Origin of the sequence: Anaeromyxobacter sp. SG66 (assembly GCF_022690805.1) — a bacterium.
Classification (GTDB): domain Bacteria; phylum Myxococcota; class Myxococcia; order Myxococcales; family Anaeromyxobacteraceae; genus Anaeromyxobacter; species Anaeromyxobacter soli.
In genome coordinates, this window is record NZ_JALCZC010000033.1 from 1 (window position 1) to 14,994 (window position 14,994).

15 protein-coding genes are annotated in these 14,994 nt (G+C 74.9%); 3 read left to right on the forward strand and 12 right to left on the reverse strand.

Features of this window, described 5'->3' with window-relative positions; translation table 11 throughout:
- Both MNZ39_RS11440 and MNZ39_RS11445 read right to left on the reverse strand, forming a co-directional pair.
- A partial coding sequence (locus MNZ39_RS11440; RefSeq protein WP_374202548.1) for a tetratricopeptide repeat protein occupies nucleotides 1-950 on the reverse strand: 950 nt, incomplete at its 3' end.
- Between the two features lie 69 nt (nucleotides 951-1,019).
- A complete protein-coding gene (locus tag MNZ39_RS11445) occupies nucleotides 1,020-1,655 on the reverse strand; it encodes an excisionase family DNA-binding protein (protein WP_242338506.1) in 636 nt (211 codons plus the stop codon).
- A gap of 29 nt (nucleotides 1,656-1,684) precedes the next feature.
- On the opposite strand from MNZ39_RS11445, the gene MNZ39_RS11450 reads away from it, so the two are divergent.
- Nucleotides 1,685-2,497 carry a carbon-nitrogen hydrolase family protein gene (locus MNZ39_RS11450; RefSeq protein WP_242338507.1) on the forward strand — a complete coding sequence of 271 codons (813 nt, stop codon included), beginning with the start codon at nucleotides 1,685-1,687 and terminating at the stop codon, nucleotides 2,495-2,497.
- Between the two features lie 41 nt (nucleotides 2,498-2,538).
- Here MNZ39_RS11450 and MNZ39_RS11455 read toward each other — a convergent pair whose 3' ends face one another.
- From MNZ39_RS11455 to uppS, 10 genes are all read right to left on the reverse strand, one after another.
- On the reverse strand, nucleotides 2,539-3,261 hold the full coding sequence (locus MNZ39_RS11455) for an MXAN_2562 family outer membrane beta-barrel protein (RefSeq protein WP_242338509.1): 723 nt from the start codon (nucleotides 3,259-3,261) through the stop codon (nucleotides 2,539-2,541).
- Nucleotides 3,258-4,166: a fibronectin type III domain-containing protein gene (locus MNZ39_RS11460; protein WP_242338511.1), complete on the reverse strand. Its 909-nt coding sequence runs from the start codon at nucleotides 4,164-4,166 to the stop codon at nucleotides 3,258-3,260. The genes MNZ39_RS11455 and MNZ39_RS11460 overlap by 4 nt, the downstream gene beginning before the upstream one ends.
- 154 nt (nucleotides 4,167-4,320) lie before the next feature.
- A complete protein-coding gene (locus MNZ39_RS11465; RefSeq protein WP_242338513.1) occupies nucleotides 4,321-5,343 on the reverse strand; it encodes an aspartate-semialdehyde dehydrogenase in 1,023 nt (340 codons plus the stop codon).
- A gap of 76 nt (nucleotides 5,344-5,419) precedes the next feature.
- Complete coding sequence (locus MNZ39_RS11470) at nucleotides 5,420-6,322, reverse strand: TIGR01777 family oxidoreductase (protein ID WP_242338515.1); 903 nt, start codon at nucleotides 6,320-6,322, stop codon at nucleotides 5,420-5,422.
- 2 nt (nucleotides 6,323-6,324) lie between these two features.
- Nucleotides 6,325-7,776 (reverse strand): site-2 protease family protein, encoded by a 1,452-nt coding sequence (locus MNZ39_RS11475; protein WP_242338517.1) that lies wholly within the window; start codon nucleotides 7,774-7,776, stop codon nucleotides 6,325-6,327.
- 169 nt (nucleotides 7,777-7,945) lie between these two features.
- Nucleotides 7,946-8,701: a tRNA (adenosine(37)-N6)-threonylcarbamoyltransferase complex dimerization subunit type 1 TsaB gene (gene tsaB, locus MNZ39_RS11480; protein ID WP_242338519.1), complete on the reverse strand. Its 756-nt coding sequence runs from the start codon at nucleotides 8,699-8,701 to the stop codon at nucleotides 7,946-7,948.
- Between the two features lie 10 nt (nucleotides 8,702-8,711).
- Nucleotides 8,712-10,388, reverse strand: coding sequence for an RIP metalloprotease RseP (gene rseP / locus MNZ39_RS11485; RefSeq protein ID WP_242338521.1), 1,677 nt, complete (start codon nucleotides 10,386-10,388; stop codon nucleotides 8,712-8,714).
- A 105-nt stretch (nucleotides 10,389-10,493) separates the two neighbouring features.
- Nucleotides 10,494-11,651 carry a 1-deoxy-D-xylulose-5-phosphate reductoisomerase gene (locus tag MNZ39_RS11490; RefSeq protein WP_242338522.1) on the reverse strand — a complete coding sequence of 386 codons (1,158 nt, stop codon included), beginning with the start codon at nucleotides 11,649-11,651 and terminating at the stop codon, nucleotides 10,494-10,496.
- Between the two features lie 45 nt (nucleotides 11,652-11,696).
- The gene (locus tag MNZ39_RS11495; protein WP_242338525.1) at nucleotides 11,697-12,530 is read right to left on the reverse strand and encodes a phosphatidate cytidylyltransferase; all 834 of its coding nucleotides are present in this window, start codon (nucleotides 12,528-12,530) and stop codon (nucleotides 11,697-11,699) included.
- 3 nt (nucleotides 12,531-12,533) lie between these two features.
- Nucleotides 12,534-13,286, reverse strand: a complete 753-nt coding sequence (uppS, locus tag MNZ39_RS11500; protein WP_308197062.1) for a polyprenyl diphosphate synthase — start codon at nucleotides 13,284-13,286, stop codon at nucleotides 12,534-12,536.
- Between the two features lie 101 nt (nucleotides 13,287-13,387).
- Here uppS and MNZ39_RS11505 point away from each other — a divergent pair, with 101 nt between their 5' ends.
- Together MNZ39_RS11505 and MNZ39_RS11510 are read left to right on the forward strand one after the other, a co-directional pair.
- A complete protein-coding gene (locus tag MNZ39_RS11505; protein ID WP_242338527.1) occupies nucleotides 13,388-14,434 on the forward strand; it encodes a serine/threonine-protein kinase in 1,047 nt (348 codons plus the stop codon).
- 128 nt (nucleotides 14,435-14,562) lie between these two features.
- Complete coding sequence (locus MNZ39_RS11510; protein ID WP_242338529.1) at nucleotides 14,563-14,985, forward strand: hypothetical protein; 423 nt, start codon at nucleotides 14,563-14,565, stop codon at nucleotides 14,983-14,985.
- The last annotated feature ends 9 nt before the right edge of the window (nucleotides 14,986-14,994 follow it).

The window sequence follows — 14,994 nt, forward strand, 5'->3', positions numbered from 1 at the left end:
TCGAGCCACTCGAACGCGATCCGCAGCTGCGCCTCGACGCCCTCGCCGGCGGCGCGGGCGTAGCGCTCGAACCACTCGCGCGCCCGCGCGAGCTCTCCCGCCTGCGCCGCGAGCCTCCCCATCGCCGCGAGCGTCGCGGCGTCGTCCGGCTCCCGGCTCAGGATCGCGAGCCGGTCGTCGCGCGCCTCGCCCGGGCGGCCGAGGGCGTCGTGCGCCGCCGCGAGCAGGCGGAGGGACTCGAGCTCTCCCGGCTCGAGCTGCGCGGCACGGCGGAGGTGGCGCTCGGCGAGCCCCGCCTGGTCCCGGTCGAGCAGCGTCCGGCCGAGCTCGCGGAAACCCGCGCTCGCCTCCTCCGGCGCGCGCGCCGCGAGATCCTCGAGCGTGCGGGTGGCGGCCGCGTCGTCGCCGGTGTCGAGATACAGATCGGAGAGGACCCGCCACGGCGTCGGATCGACCTGCTCGCCGCGCGCCGCGAGCCCAGTCTCGACGCGGATGGCCTGGCGCAGGGCGAGCGTCGCCTCCTCGAGCCGGTCGCGCTCCACGGCGAGCCGCGCGAGGAGGACGTGCGCCTCGGAGGCGGCCCGGCCGGCGTCCCCTGCGCGCTCGACGGCCGCGCGCGCCTCGGTCTCGGCCGCGTCGAACCGCTCGAGCTCGAAGAGGGCGCCGGCGAGCGACACGCGCAGCTCCGGGCTCGCCGCGTCGTAGGCGACCGCGAGCGCCAGCGCGTCGGCCGCCCCCTGCGCGTCGCCGGCTCGCAGCCGCCGGTGTGCGTCCAGGTAGCAGGCGATGGCGCGCGCGGAGGCCCAGCGGCGCCCGCCGCCGTCGGAGCCCTCCGCTTGCCCGGCGCGGGGTGCCGTTTCGCCCGGGCCGGAGGCGGCGAACGCGGTCCCCGCGGTGCTCGCCAGGACGAGCACAGCGGCGACGAGGGCGGGGCGCGCGGCGGCGTTCATGACCGTGAGCAGGCGAGGGAGCGAGCGCTTCAGGAACGGGATCGAGCATAGCGACCCCCTTCCGGCGCATCAATCCGAGAGGGGGCGGCGCGGGGGGCGCCGGGTGCGGGTGGAGGTGGGCGAGCGCCCGCCATCGGCGCCGCGCTTCCCCGCCGGCGCGAGCGCGCTCGCGACGGCGCCCTCCAGCGCGCCGTCCGCGGGCGGAGCAGCCACGACCTCGGCACAGCCCGCCTCGCGCAGCGGCGCGAGCCAGTCGGGGTGCCCGACCGCCACGATCGGCGTCGCGCCGAGCTCGCGATCGGTGCGCAGGGAGCGCAGCACCTCGCCGCCGTCCGCCGCGGGCGCGTGGATGACGAACACGTCCGGCGTGAACCGCGCCGCGGCCGCGCCGGCGGCGAAGCCCGGCGACGCCTGGTCCACCGCGTAGCCGGCCGCCGCGAGCTGCCGCGCCGCGCCCTCGCGCGCCGGCCCGGGCTCGGCGATGACGAGCGCCTTGCGCCGGGCGTGCGCCGCGTCGTCGAGATCCGCAGGCAGCGGCATGCCGTGGCGGATCATGAACGTCGCGAGATCCTCGCGGGCGATGCGCCGGTGTCCACCCGGAGTGCGGTGCGCCTTGAGCCGGCGCGCCTTGATCCAGTTCACCACCGTGGGCAGCGAGACACCGAGGAGGCGGGCGGCCTCGAACGTCGTGTAGTAGCGGTTCATCGCGCCTCGAACATGGTAAGGACATCGACATGGCGCCGTCCGCTTACCTCATGGGCGCGGTCCAGATGACCTCCACCGCCGACCGGGCGCGGAACCTGGAGGTGGCGCTGCGTCTCGTCGAGGACGCGGCCGATCTGGGCGCGCGGCTCGTCGCCCTGCCAGAGAACTTCTCCTACATGGGCCCCGAAGAGGGGCGGATCGCCGGCGCCGAGCCGCTGGAGGGGCCCACGCTCGGCGCGCTCCGCGAGCTGGCCAGGCGGCGCGGGATCTTCGTCGTCGCCGGCTCCATCTCCGAGAAGGTGGACGACCCGCGACGCACGGCGAACACCTCGGCGCTCATCGCCGACGACGGCCAGATCGTCGCCGCGTACCGCAAGATCCACCTCTTCGACGTGAACATCCCCGACGGCGCACGCTACGCCGAGTCGGAGGGCGTCGTGCCGGGGGACAAGGTCGTCATCGCGCCCACGCCGCTCGGGCGGGTCGGCCTCACCATCTGCTACGACCTGCGCTTCCCGGAGCTGTACCGGAAGCTGGCGAGCCTCGGCGCGGAGGTGATCACCATCCCCGCGGCGTTCACGCTCTTCACCGGCAAGGATCACTGGGAGGTGCTCGTGCGCGCGCGCGCGATCGAGAACCTCGCCTACGTCATCGCGCCGGCGCAGGTGGGCCGCCACTCGGCGAACCGCCAGACCTTCGGGAACGCGATGATCGTCGACCCCTGGGGCGTCGTGCTCGCGCGCTGCCCGGACGGCGAGGGCGTGTGCGTCGCGCCGTTCCGGCGGGACCGGCTGGAGAAGGCGCGCCAGGAGCTGCCGGCGCTCAAGCACCGGAAGCTCTAGGTGCGGCGCACGAGGCCTGCCTGCGCCGGGCAGGCTCAACTTCAAAACACCAGCATCAGGCCGCCCTGCAGCGAGACGCCGTCGGTCGAGAGGTTCCAGCTCTTGCCGCTGCCGAAGTCGTCCACCTGGGCGCGGGTGACGTCGAAGAACAGGTACGTGTGGTTCACGCCCGTGTCGTTGTCGAGCTCGCGCGCGAGCCCGGGGTCGAAGGCGTCGAGGAGCAGCGCGGCGCCGCCCGTGACGGACCAGCCGTTCGTCGCACCCTTCTTGGACCAGTCGCCGGTGCCCCCCGTCACCCACCAGTTGTAGCGCTCGAAGGCCGCGCGCCCGTAGAACGACAGCGGCACGAAGCGGTAGTGCTCGGCGAGCCAGTCGAGGCGGAGCGTCACGGTCGCGCTGGTCGGGACGATGGCGAGGGTGGTCTTGTCCGGCGACGGGACGAGGACCGAGGTGCCGTCGGGGTTCGCCTGCTCGATGAGCCCCTTGCCGTTCTTCTGGAAGTACCCGGTCCGCAGCCCGACCTCGATCGCGCCGAGGTCGTTCGCGAAGATCGCCTTGGAGGCGCCGAGGCGGAACATCCAGCCGCTTCCGCCGCCGAGGATCCGCTCGTACGGCCCTGGCCTGGTCGCGAACTCCGAGTCGAGGTCGGGCGTGTAGGTGCCCGCGCCGATCTCGAACGAGCCCCACTTCGGGGAGCGGTCCTGCGCGGCGGCGGGCAGCGCGAGCGCCGCGAGGGCGAGGGCGAGGAGGAGCTTCGCGTTCACTTGCGCCTCCGGAACGCCAGCGCGAGCGCGGCGCCGAGGATGCCGAGCGCGCCGGCGGGGCCGCTCGCGCAGCCGCCCTGCTCCTGCCCGCCGCTCGAGTGGTAGTACTCCCAGAAGTCCTCCACCGGCTGCGGCGTCCCGGTCTTCGGCTCCGACGGCTGGCTCGCGTTGTCCGCCGAGGAGTAAGCAACCACGGTCACCTGGTACTCGACGAGGTTCGTGAGCCCGTCGATCCGGCCGCTGACCCGGCCGGTCTCGTCGAGGATCTTCCCGGACCAGTGATCCCGGGCGTCCTTCGTCGCGTCGGTCGCCACCGCGTGGATCTTGAAGTAGCTCGCGTCGGCCGCGCCGCCCGTGCCGTGATCCCACGAGACGCGCAACCCCTGCTCTCCCGGCTCGACCGTCACGTTGGCCGGGCTCGCGGGAGCCTTCAGGTCGAGCTTCATCGAGCCGTTCGCCGAGGCGCTCGCGTCGGTCTGGCCGGAGGGGACGAAGTGGACGCAGACGTAGATCGTGCGCGCCGTCGTCTCCGCGCAGGAGTAGCCCGTCGCGAGCACGAAGTCGGCGGTCCGGAAGTCGGCGCTCTGCGGGTTGGCGGTGGCGCTGATGTCCTCGCCGATCTGGGCCGCGCGCACGCTGTCCGCCGGGACGTCGCTCGTGTCGCAGAGCTTGACCGCGTTCGTGGTCGTGGAGGTCGGCGCGCGCGAGGACGCGTAGACGCGATAGGTCCCGCCCGCGACGCCGGTGGCCGCCACCGCCCACGAGAGGCTCACGGTCGTCGTGCTCGCGGGATCGCAGTCCGCGGAGCCGAGGAGGTTGTCGGGCGTGAACGTGACCGTGCCCGCCGTCTGGGCGCGGACCAGCGCGGGCAAGGCCAGCGCTGCGAGGAGGAGTGCTCGGCGCATGATGGGCGCCGATTCTGCAACCGGAGCGCCAGGGGGGCAAGGGAACGATCCCCCCCGACTCCCTCGCGATTTCCGGCTCGCTCGAGCCGCGCGGGCGCCGGCGGGGCGCCAAAATGGCAGCGCCCGCGCGGGCGGGCTGACAATTTGGCAGAGGCTAGAGGTGCTGCTCGGCGAGGACCCGCGCGATCTGCAGGGCGTTCGTGGCGGCGCCCTTGCGCGTGTTCTCGACGACCAGGAACAGGTCGAGCCCGCGCGCCTGCGAGCGGTCCTCGCGCAGGCGGCCCACCAGCACGGCGTCCTCGTTCGCCGCGAGCATCGGCATCGGGTAGATGCCCTCCCCCGGCGTGTCCACGACCTTCACGCCCGGCGCGGCCCGCAAGAGCTCCCGCGCCTCGCTCACCCCGAGCTTCTCGCGCGTCGTGACGTTCACCGCGACGGCCTCGCCGTAGAAGACCGGCACCCGCACCGCGGTCGCGGTCAGGCGCAGCTCGGGCGCGCCGAGGACGCGGCGGGCGTCGCGGACGATCCCCTCCTCCTCGTCGGTCGCGCCGCCCTCGCCGAAGGCGCCCACCTGCGGGATCAGGTTGAACGCGAGGCGGTGCGGGAAGCGCGCCGCGGGGTCCGGCTCCTTGAGGCCGAGCAGGTCCCGCGCCTCGCGCTCGAGCTCTGCGACGCCCGCGCGGCCGGCGCCGGAGGCCGGCTCGTACGTCGAGACGACGACCCGCTCGATCCCCGCGGCGCGGAGCGGCGCGAGCGCCAGCGCCACGGCCGTCGCGGTCGGGCCGGGCGTCGCCACCACGCCGCGTGCGCGGAAGGCGGCGATCGCCTCGGCGTTCAGCTCGGCGACGACGAGCGGCACCTCGCCGTCGGCGCGGAACGCGGGCGAGACGTCCACCACGGCGCAGCCCTCCGCCCACGCCCGCGGCGCCCACTCGCGCGCGACCTCGGCCCCGGCGCAGAAGAGCGCGACGTCGCAGCCGCGGAACGCGCCGTCCGCGAGCGGTGCGACGCGCAGGTCGTCGCCCTGGAACTCGACGAGCTCGCCCGCCGAGCGGGGCGAGGCGAACGGGCGGAGCGCCTTCACGGGGAGGTCGAGCTGGTCGAGCGCGTCGAGCGCGGCGCGCCCGACCTCGCCGGTGGCGCCGACGAGGGCGAGGGTCATGGGGAGCTTGGGCACGGCGGTTCTCCTGGGCGCGAGGTTCGGGATGCGGTCGAGGCGGGCGTCGGTGAGGTCGAGGTCGAGGGGGCTGCCCTCAGCTCCCGAGCAGCTCCCTGAGCGCGGCCTCGAGGGTCGGAAAGCGGAAGCGGTAGCCGAGCTCGAGCGCCTTGCGCGGCACCACCCGCTGGCTCCCGAGGACGGCCTCGGCGGCCTCGCCCACCGCGAGCCGCACGGCGACCTCCGGCGCGGCGAGGAAGCTCGGGCGTCCGAGCACCTTGCCGATCGCGCGCGCGAGGTCACGGTTGCGGACCGGCTCGGGCGCGCAGGCCGCGAGCGGCCCCTCGACGCGCGCGTCCTCGAGCGCGAAGCGCACGATCCCGACCTCGTCGGCGAGGTGGATCCAGGGCATCCAGAAGTCGCCCCTCCCGAGCGGCCCGCCCGCGAAGAGGCGGAACGGCCGGACGAGCTTCGGGAGCGCGCCGCCGGCGGGAGAGAGGACGATCCCGGTGCGCAGGAGCACGAGGCGCGCCCGCGCCGCGGCCGGCGTGGCGGCGGCCTCCCACTCGCGGCAGACGTCGGCGAGGAACCCCTCCCCGCCGGAAGAGCCCTCGTCGAGGAGCTCGTCCCCGCGCGAGCCGTACCACCCGACGGCGCTGCCGGAGACGAGCACCCGCGGCCCGCCCGCGCGCACGACGGCGGCGATGCGCTCCGTCGCGCGCACCCGGCTCTCGCGGATGCGCCGCTTCTTCGCGGCGGTCCAGCGCCCCTCGACGATGGGCTCGCCCGCGAGGTTCACGCAGGCGTCGCACGCCGCGAGCGCCTCCTCCCAGCCGCCTCCCTCCGCCGGATCGCCGGTGAGGACGCGCGTACCCGCCGGCAGGATCCGGTCGGCGCCGCGGCTGCGGGACAGCGCGGTGACCGCGTGCCCGGCCTCGAGGAGCGCGCCGCAGAGGGCGCGCCCGATGAGCCCCGTGGCGCCGGTGACGAAGACGTGCATGGTCAGGACAGGATCTGCGCGGCGACGTTCGCCCCCGGCACGTGCGACATGAAGTGCACGAGGGCGAGCAGCCCCGCCGCGAGCGCGGCGTAGCCGACGCCGAAGAGCGCCATCTCGAGCGGCCGGAGCGGCGCGGCCTTCGCGGCCTGCTCCATCCGCTGGAGGTCGCGCACGAAGAACGCCTCGGACGGCGAGCCGAGCGGCGGCCCCGCCACCGCGCGCAGGTAGCGGAACTGCGCGGGCCCGAAGCGCGCGCGCTCGGGCAGGAGCCGCAGCGCCCGCCCGCCCGCGCGCGCCTGCGCCTCCGCGACGAGCTCGAGCGCGCCGAGGAGCGCGATGATCCAGACGAGCTCGTAGCCGAGCGTCGTCCCCACCGCGACCGCGGCGCCGAGGCCCAGGATCGTGAGCGCGACCCCGAGGGTCGAGGAGAACGAGAACGCGAAGGCCTGCATGACGCGCCCGCCGTCGAGCGGGGCGATGGGGAGCAGGTTGAAGAGGTTGATCACCGCCCACCAGGTGGCCACGGCGGCGAACATGGGATCGCGCGTCCAGAGCCAGAGGGCGGCGGGGAGGAGGGCGAACAGGGAGCCCCACAGCGGCCCGTTCAGCGCGACGTACGCCTGCTGGCGGCGCGAGGTGAACGCGTCGTCGGTGACGGCGATCGCCCCGAGGAACGGCACGAAGTACATGCCGCGCACGCTCATGCCGGTCCTCCGCATCGCGTGGACGTGGCCGTACTCGTGGACGAAGAGCTGGACGAGGAGCGCCACCGCGAACTTCCAGGAGAAGAGGACGCCGTAGGTCGCCGCAGAGGCGGCCGCCCAGCCGAGGTTGGCGGTCTTCGCGGCCTTGGCGACCGTCCCGCCCAGCTTGCCGAGGAGGCCGAGCAGGCCCACCCGAGATCGCCGCTCTCCCGCGGCCGGCGCCCCGGTGGGCGCGGGCGCCGCCTCGACGACGGGCGGAGCGAGCAGGGCCGGCGGCAGGACGTGCCACGCCGGAGCGCGCTGGACCACGAGGGCGAGCAGGAGCGGGGCGTCGCGCAGGTCCTCGATCTCGACGTCGGCGCCGTCGAGCCCGCGCACCGCCTCGCACCCGCGCGCGCCGGCGAGGTCGGCGAACGCGAAGGAGCGGCCGCGCGCGTCCGCCACGATGGCGTAGGGCTGCCAGGAGCCGTCGGGGCGCGGGCTCCTCCCGAACCCGAGCCGCAGCTCCTCCCAGCGCGCCGAGAGCCCCGCGTCGCGGCCCTTCACCGCGAGGCCGCCGGCCGTCGCGACGACGCGCAGGCCGGTGAGCTGGCGGAAGGCGAGCGCGAGGGCGGCGGCGACCGCCCCGAACGCGAGCGAGAGCAGGAACGGCGCACCCGCGACGACGCCGAGGACGACGCCGCCGGCGGCGCCGGCGACGAGGGAGAGGAGGACGTTGCGCAGCGCGGGGCGAAAGACGGCGGCTTCCATGGGGGCGTCGGGCGTTTGGCCTTCGCGGCCTGTCGGGACCGGTCTGGGGCGGAGGTGGGAAGATAGCCGAGTCGGGGCGTCCGCGCTCGGCGCGCCGGCGCACCATAGGTCGCGCGCCGCAGGCGCAAGGAGCGAGGACGCCCGCCGCAGGCCGGGATCGTGCGCCGAGTCAGCGATCCGCGCCGGGGCCGAGCCCCTTCGGAAACTTCAGCTCCGCCTCGCTCGGGCGGACGTAGTGCGGCTCGAGCGCGAAGAGCGCCTGCGGGTCGAAGCTCGCGCCGGCGAGCCTCGGTCCGGCGAGCGCGGCGACCGCCGCGGCGGTGGGCGCCGCGATCGCGGTCTCGAGCCGCGCGAGGTGCCCCTCGAGCGCGGCGGCGTACGCCGCGTAGCCCTCGCCGAACGCGGCGGCGCCGGGCACCGTCGCGACGCGCTCGAGCAGCGCCGCCGGGGGAAGGGCCGCCTCGGGCAGCACCGCCTCCACCGCCCCGCCCGCCGCGCGGTAGAAGCCCGCGTAGACCTCGCCCTTCTTCGCGTCGAGGAGCGGCACGAGCACCTCGCCCGGGCGGGCGTCCGCCTCCGCCGCGAGCGCCATCGCCGCGAGGCTCGACACGCCCGCGATCGGGCGGCGGTTCGCGTAGGCGAGCCCCTTCCACGTGGCGAGGCCGATGCGGAGCCCGGTGAACGAGCCCGGCCCGATGCCGATGGCGAAGCCCTCCACGTCGGCGAGGCGGAGCCCCTCCGCGTCGAGGAGCGCGACGAGCGCCCCGGGGAGCCGCCCGCCGTGCCCGCCGGTCGCGCCGGGGGCGGGGCGCGCCGGCGCGTGCTCGGTGCGCTCGCAGCGGACGCGCGGCGCCGCGCCCGGGAGGACGTCCACGAGCGCGACGGAGAGCGTGAGCGTGGCGGTGTCGAGGGCGGCGACGAGCATGCCGCGCTTCTTACCCCACGAGCCGCACGATGTCGTTCTTGAACACGAAGAGCATGAGCGTGAAGAGCAGGACGATCCCCACGATGTTGGCGATCTCCCGCGCCCGGAGGGACAGCGGCCGCCGCGTGACGGCCTCGACGAGCGCCTGCGCGATGTGCCCGCCGTCGAGGACCGGGATCGGCAGGAGGTTCATGAGGCCGAGGTTCACGCTGATGAGGGCCATCTTGAAGAGGAACGACGCCCAGCCCTCCTGCGCCGCCTCGGAGGCGATGGAGAACAGCATGATCGGCCCGCCCACCGTCTTGAAGCTGATCTGGCCGGTGACGATCCGCTGGATGCCGAGCACGGTGAGGCGCACCACCTCGGAGAGCTGGCGCCACGCGAGCCCCGCCATCTCGACGGGGCCGCGCGAGAGCGGGACCTCGTCCACCACGAGCGCGCGCGCGTCCACGAGCGCCCGGCGATCGGGCTGGAACCCGAGCACGAGCCGCTCCTTCCGCTCCTTCGTGAGCTCGTCGACGTAGCTCTCCTTCGCGGGGACGAGCGTGGGGGTGCGGCCGTCGGCGAGGGTGAGCGCCACCGGCTTGCCCACCTGGAACTCGCGGGCGAGCGCGTTCACGTCGCGCATGAACGAGCGCACCGGCTTCCCGTTGATCGCGGCGATGGCGTCGCCGCGGCGCAGCCCGGCCTTGTCGGCGGGGCTGCCGGGGACCACCGCCGCCACGAACGTCGAGAGCGACGGGTCGGCGGGGAGGAACGCCGGGCGGCCGCCGGCGCAGGTGGGGACCGCGTCGAGCTTCACCGGATCGAAGGACGCGAGCGTCGCCCCGGGGAGCTTCTCCGCCCGCTCGCGGACGACCTCGAGCGACACGGGCTTGCACGCGGCGTCGCGGACCGCGTGCTCGAGCTCGCCGAGGTGGCGGACCTTCGTCCCGTTCACCGCGACCACCAGATCGAACGGCTCGAGCGGGCCGGCGGCGCCGGCCGTCGCGGGCGCCACCACCGCGGGGGCGTAGAACGCCGTCACGCCGATGACCCCGCGGCGCGTGGTCTCGATGGGGTTCGCCTCCTCGTCCGCGGCGGGCACGATGGTGACCGGCCCGACGGGAGCTCCGTCGCGCTCGACGCGGAACGTGAGCGGCTCCCCCGCGTGCGGCGACACGAGGTCGCGCAGGTCGCCGAAGTAGCGCACCGGCGCGGGCGCCGTGCCGGGCGCCTGGACGGAGAGGATCCGGTCCCCGGCGCGCAGCCCTGCCTCCGCGGCGGGCGAGCCGGGGGCCACGGTGCCGACCACCGGGCCCGCGGTGGGCTCGCCGTTCTGCCCGATCATGAGGGCGAAGTAGATGAGGCCGGGGAAGACGAGGTTCATCGCCGGCCCGGCGAACGCGATGAGGAGCCGCTTCCAGGGCGGCTGCTCGAGGAAGCCGCGGCCGCGATCCTCCGGCGCGAGCTCCTCGCTCGGATCGTCGCCCGCCATCTTCACGTAGCCGCCGAGCGGAAGGAGCGAGATGCGGTACTCGGTCTCGCCGCGCCTGAACCCGAACAGGCGGGTCCCGAACCCGATGGAGAAGCGGACGACCTTCACCCCGAGCGCCTTGGCCACGAGGAAGTGGCCCAGCTCGTGGACGAAGATGAGCCCGCCCAGCAGGAGGACGATCGATCCAGCTTTGAGGAGGAGATCCGGCATGTCACTCCCATCGTACCGGGCGGCCGGGCGATTCGCCCGGACCCGTGCCGAAACTTTGGTCGCCTTGATGGAGCCAGGAAGGCGCGGCGGGGGGCGCGGAGACGGCTAACCCCCCGCGCGGGCGACGCGCTTCTCCGCCTCGCGGCGCCCCCAGTCGCTCGCGGCGAGCGCCTGCTCGACGCTCCTGACGGGCTCGACGGCGTGGGCCTCGAGGACGGAGGCGCAGATGTCGGCGATGTCGGGAAAGCGGCACCGTCGGGTGAGGAACGCGGCGACCGCAGCCTCGTCCGCCCCGGACAGCACCGCGGGGGCGGTGCCGCCCAGCTCGAGGGCGCGGTACGCGAGCATGAACGCCGGGAAGCGCGCCGGGTCGGGCTGCTCGAAGGTCAGCTTGCCCAGGCGGGCGAGGTCGAGCGGCGGGAGGTCGAGTGGCAGCCGCTCCGGGTGGGTCATGGCGTAGCTGATGGGGCCGCGCATGTCCGACACGCCGAGCTGCGCGACCATCGAGCCGTCGATGTACTCCACCATCGAGTGCACTATCGACTCGGGGTGAACGACGATGTCGATGCGGCGCGGCTCCACGCCGAACAGCCAGCGCGCCTCGATCACCTCGAGCCCCTTGTTCATCAGGGTCGCCGAGTCGATGGTGATCTTGTCCCCCATCGACCAGTTCGGGTGCTTGAGCGCGCGCTCCGGGCCCACGTCGGCGAGCTCGGCGGCGGGCACCAGGCGGAGCGGACCGCCCGAGGCGGTGAGGATGAGGCGGCGCACCTCGCGCCGGTTGTGGCCGGCGAGCGACTGGTAGATGGCGCTGTGCTCGGAGTCCACCGGCAGGATGGGCACGCCGCGCGCCGCGGCGCGCGCGGTGAGCAGCTCGCCCGCGAGCACGAGCGACTCCTTGTTCGCGAGGCCGACCGGCTTCCCCGCCTCGATGGCCGCGGCGGTGGAGCGGAGGCCCGCGCCGCCGGAGATGGCCGCGAGCACGAAGTCCACGTCCGGGTGCGAGGCGACCGCGACCGCCCCCGCCTCGCCGACGAGCACCTCGGTGCCGGGCGGCGCGAGCTCGCGCACCTCGCGCGCGGCCGCCGCGTCCGCGACGGACACGAGCCGCGGGCGGAAGCGCCGGACCTGCTCGGCGAGCCGGGCCGCGTTGCGCCCCGCGGCGAGGCCGACCACCTGGAAGCGGTCGGGGAAACGGCCGACGACGTCGAGCGCCTGCACGCCGATGGAGCCGGTGGAGCCGAGGATCGCGACGCGCTTCACGGGGCGAATCTCTATCACGGGCAGGCGAGGCGCGACCGGACGGCCCTACCGGAGGTACGCCGCGCAGACGTACACCCACGGCGCGACGAACAGGAGCGCGTCGATGCGGTCGAGCAGCCCGCCGTGGCCTGGGATGATCTTGCCGGAGTCCTTCACCCCCGCCGCGCGCTTCACCATCGACTCGGCCAGGTCGCCGAGCGGTCCGAGCACCGCCCCGCCGATCCCCACCGCGATCGCCAGCCCCACCGGGAGCTCGTCCGACAGGAGGAGCGCGCGCGTGACGAGCGCGCCCACGACGCTGCCCACCGCCCCGCCGGCGAAGCCCTCCCACGTCTTCTTGGGCGAGATCCGCTCGAGCAGCTTGTGCCGGCCGAGCGCGTGCCCGGTGAAGTAGGCGAAGGTGTCGTTGCCCCACGTCACCACGAACGCGAGGATCACCCAGCCCACGTCGAACCGGAGCCGGAGCCCGACGAGCGAGGCGATGAGCACGCCGCAGTAGAGCCAGGAGAGCGTGACGATCGCGATCGCGCGCGGGATCTCCTCGAGCGGCGAGCGCCGGAAGAGGGAGAACACGAACAGGGAGACGGTCGCGCCAGCGAGCGCGAGCCCCGACCACCCGGGCAGCAGGTTGCCGCTCGGCTCCCACGCGGCGACGAACGGGATCGCGCCCGCGATCGCGACGCCGAACAGCTCGGTCGCGCCCACGGTGCCGAACATCACGACGAGCTCGTACGCCGCGATGGCGGCGGCGGCGCCGGCCAGCACCGCGAACGGGAAGCCGCCGACGTAGGTGAGCCACACCGCGAGCGGGAACAGCACCACCGCCGAGGCGACGCGGAGCACGAGGTTCTGCCGGTTCTTCTGGTCGAACGCGGGCATTCGCTAGGTGCGGGGGCCGAGCTGCGCGCCGGTGAGCCCGAAGCGGCGCTCGCGCCCCTGGAAATCCTCGATGGCGCGGAAGAGCTCGCGATCGCGGAAGTCCGGCCAGAGGACGTCCGAGAAGTGGAGCTCCGCGTAGGCGCACTGCCAGAGGAGGAAGTTCGAGATGCGCCGCTCCCCGCTCGTGCGAACGAGCAGATCGAGCTCCGGGAGGCCGGCGGTCCAGAGCGCCGCCTCGATGTCGTCCGCCTCGAGCGCCGCGCCCTTCGCCGCCGCGGCCCGGCGTGCGGCCTGCACGAGCTCCTGCCGGCCGCCGTAGGAGAGCGCGAGCGTGAGGGTCATCGCCGCGTTGCTGGCGGTCTCGGCGCGCACCACCGCGAGCTTCTCGCGCACGACGTCGGGCAGACGGTCCAGCTCGCCGATGGCGTTCAGCCGGATGCCGTTCGCCATCATCTCGCCGCGCTCGGACTCGAGGAACTCGGCGAGCAGCGACATGAGCGCCCCCACCTCCTCGTCCGGGCGCGCCCAGTTCTCGGCGCTGAAGGCGTAGAGGGTGAGCGCCTCGACGCCGATGCGCCGCGCGGCGCGCGTCACCGCCCGCACCGACTCGGAGCCCTCGCGGTGGCCGAGCACGCGCGGGAGTCCCCGCGCCTCCGCCCACCGCCCGTTCCCGTCCATGATGATGGCCACGTGGCGCGGCACGGGTCTCGCCCGCACGCGTGCCTCGAGCTCTTCGACGGGGGTCTCGCCGGTCACGCGCGGCTCATAGCACGGGTCGCCGGGCGGCCGCGAGCCCGAACGTCAGTCAGGGCGCGGGTTTGACCCATTCCGCGAGGGTTGGCGTATGCTCGATTCCCGTGCCCCCCCGCCGCGTCGGCCCGTACGAGATCCTGTCCGTCATCGGGCGCGGTGGGGTCGGGACGGTCTACCGCGGCCGGCACACCGGGACCGGTCACCTCGCCGCGGTCAAGGTGCTCGGCGGCGCCGCCGCGGCCGACCCGACCGCGGCCCGGAGGCTCGCGCGCGAGTACGAGGTGCTCCGCGCGCTCGATCACCCGAACGTCGTGCGGGTGTACGACGCGGGATTCTCCGAGGGGTGCTCGTACCTCGCGATGGAGCTCGTCCTGGGGCTCCACCTGCGCGCGTACCTCTCCCCCGCCCTCGACGCGCCCCCCACTCCGGCGCCGCCCGGCGACTCCGCCTCGGCCGCCGAATCCGACGACGAGACCGAGTCGGGCGCTTCCGGCCCCTTCCCCGACGCGCGCGCCGCCCTGGCCGCCATGCTCGACGAGCCCGCGACGGAGACGGATTGGCCCAACCCGGCCGATCCCTCGTCGAGCGGCGGGTGCGGGCTCGCGCCCCCCTCGCCGGAGCTCCTCGTCGCGCTCAACCGTCCGGGCCGCGTGGAGCGGCTCCGCTCCGCCCTGGCGCAGGTCGCGGACGCCCTCGCGTACGTGCACGGAGAAGGGCTCGTGCACCGGGACCTGAAGCCGACGAACGTCATGATCGACGACGCGCGGGTCGCCCGGCTCATGGACTTCGGGCTCGTGAAGACCGCGGCGGCCGACCCGGAGGAGGCGCTCACCGCGGTGGGCCGCGTGGTCGGCACGTACCGCTACATGTCTCCCGAGCAGGCTCAGGGCGAGCCGGTGGACGCGCGCAGCGACCTCTACAGCCTCGGCGTCATCCTGTTCGAGCTGCTCGCGGGTGTCCCGCCGTTCGTCTCGAGCGATCCCGTCGCGCTCTGGCGCGAGATCCTCCACGCGGCCCCCCCCGCGCTGCTCTGCGTGAACCCCGGCGCCGACCCGCGGCTCGCCCGGCTCGCGGAGCGCCTCCTCGAGAAGGACCCCGGCCGCCGGCCGCCGACGGCGGCAGAGGTCGCGCGGGAGCTCCGGGGTCGCTGACCGCCGGACGGGCCCCCTCGTTACCTCCACGCCCTCCGGGCGACCACTCCGGCGGCGCGCGGGCGGCGCGCGCCGGAGCTAGGGCCTTCGCGGCGGGCACGTGTCCGCGCGGAGATGCGGAGATGACGATGCGTGATCGTTCGCGGGCTGCGGGTGGCTTCGGGAGACGCAGGCTCCTCACGGCCGGGCTCGGCGCGCTCGGCGTGGCGGGCGTGGGCGGGGGACTCGGGGGTGCTGCGCGCGCGGCGGCGCCGCGCGGCGGCCGAGACGTGCTCGCCGCGCCGGTGGGCGGCTCGAGCGAGCCGTCGGCGATCCCGTGGCTCGACAAGAACGGCAGCCACAACCAGTCGCCCGGTCCCGGGATGGACCCGTCGAACATCTTCCACTTCAAGGGTCGCATCGCGCGCGCGAACGACTTCGAGGGCACGGGCAAGGACGGGCAAGGAAACCCGCTCGTGTGGGGCGCCCCCTCCACCGACTTCTCCTTCATCGACGCGACCTACTGGCCCACGACCCGGATCGAGCGCAGAGGCCTCTTCGCGCACCTCTGACTGACGCTG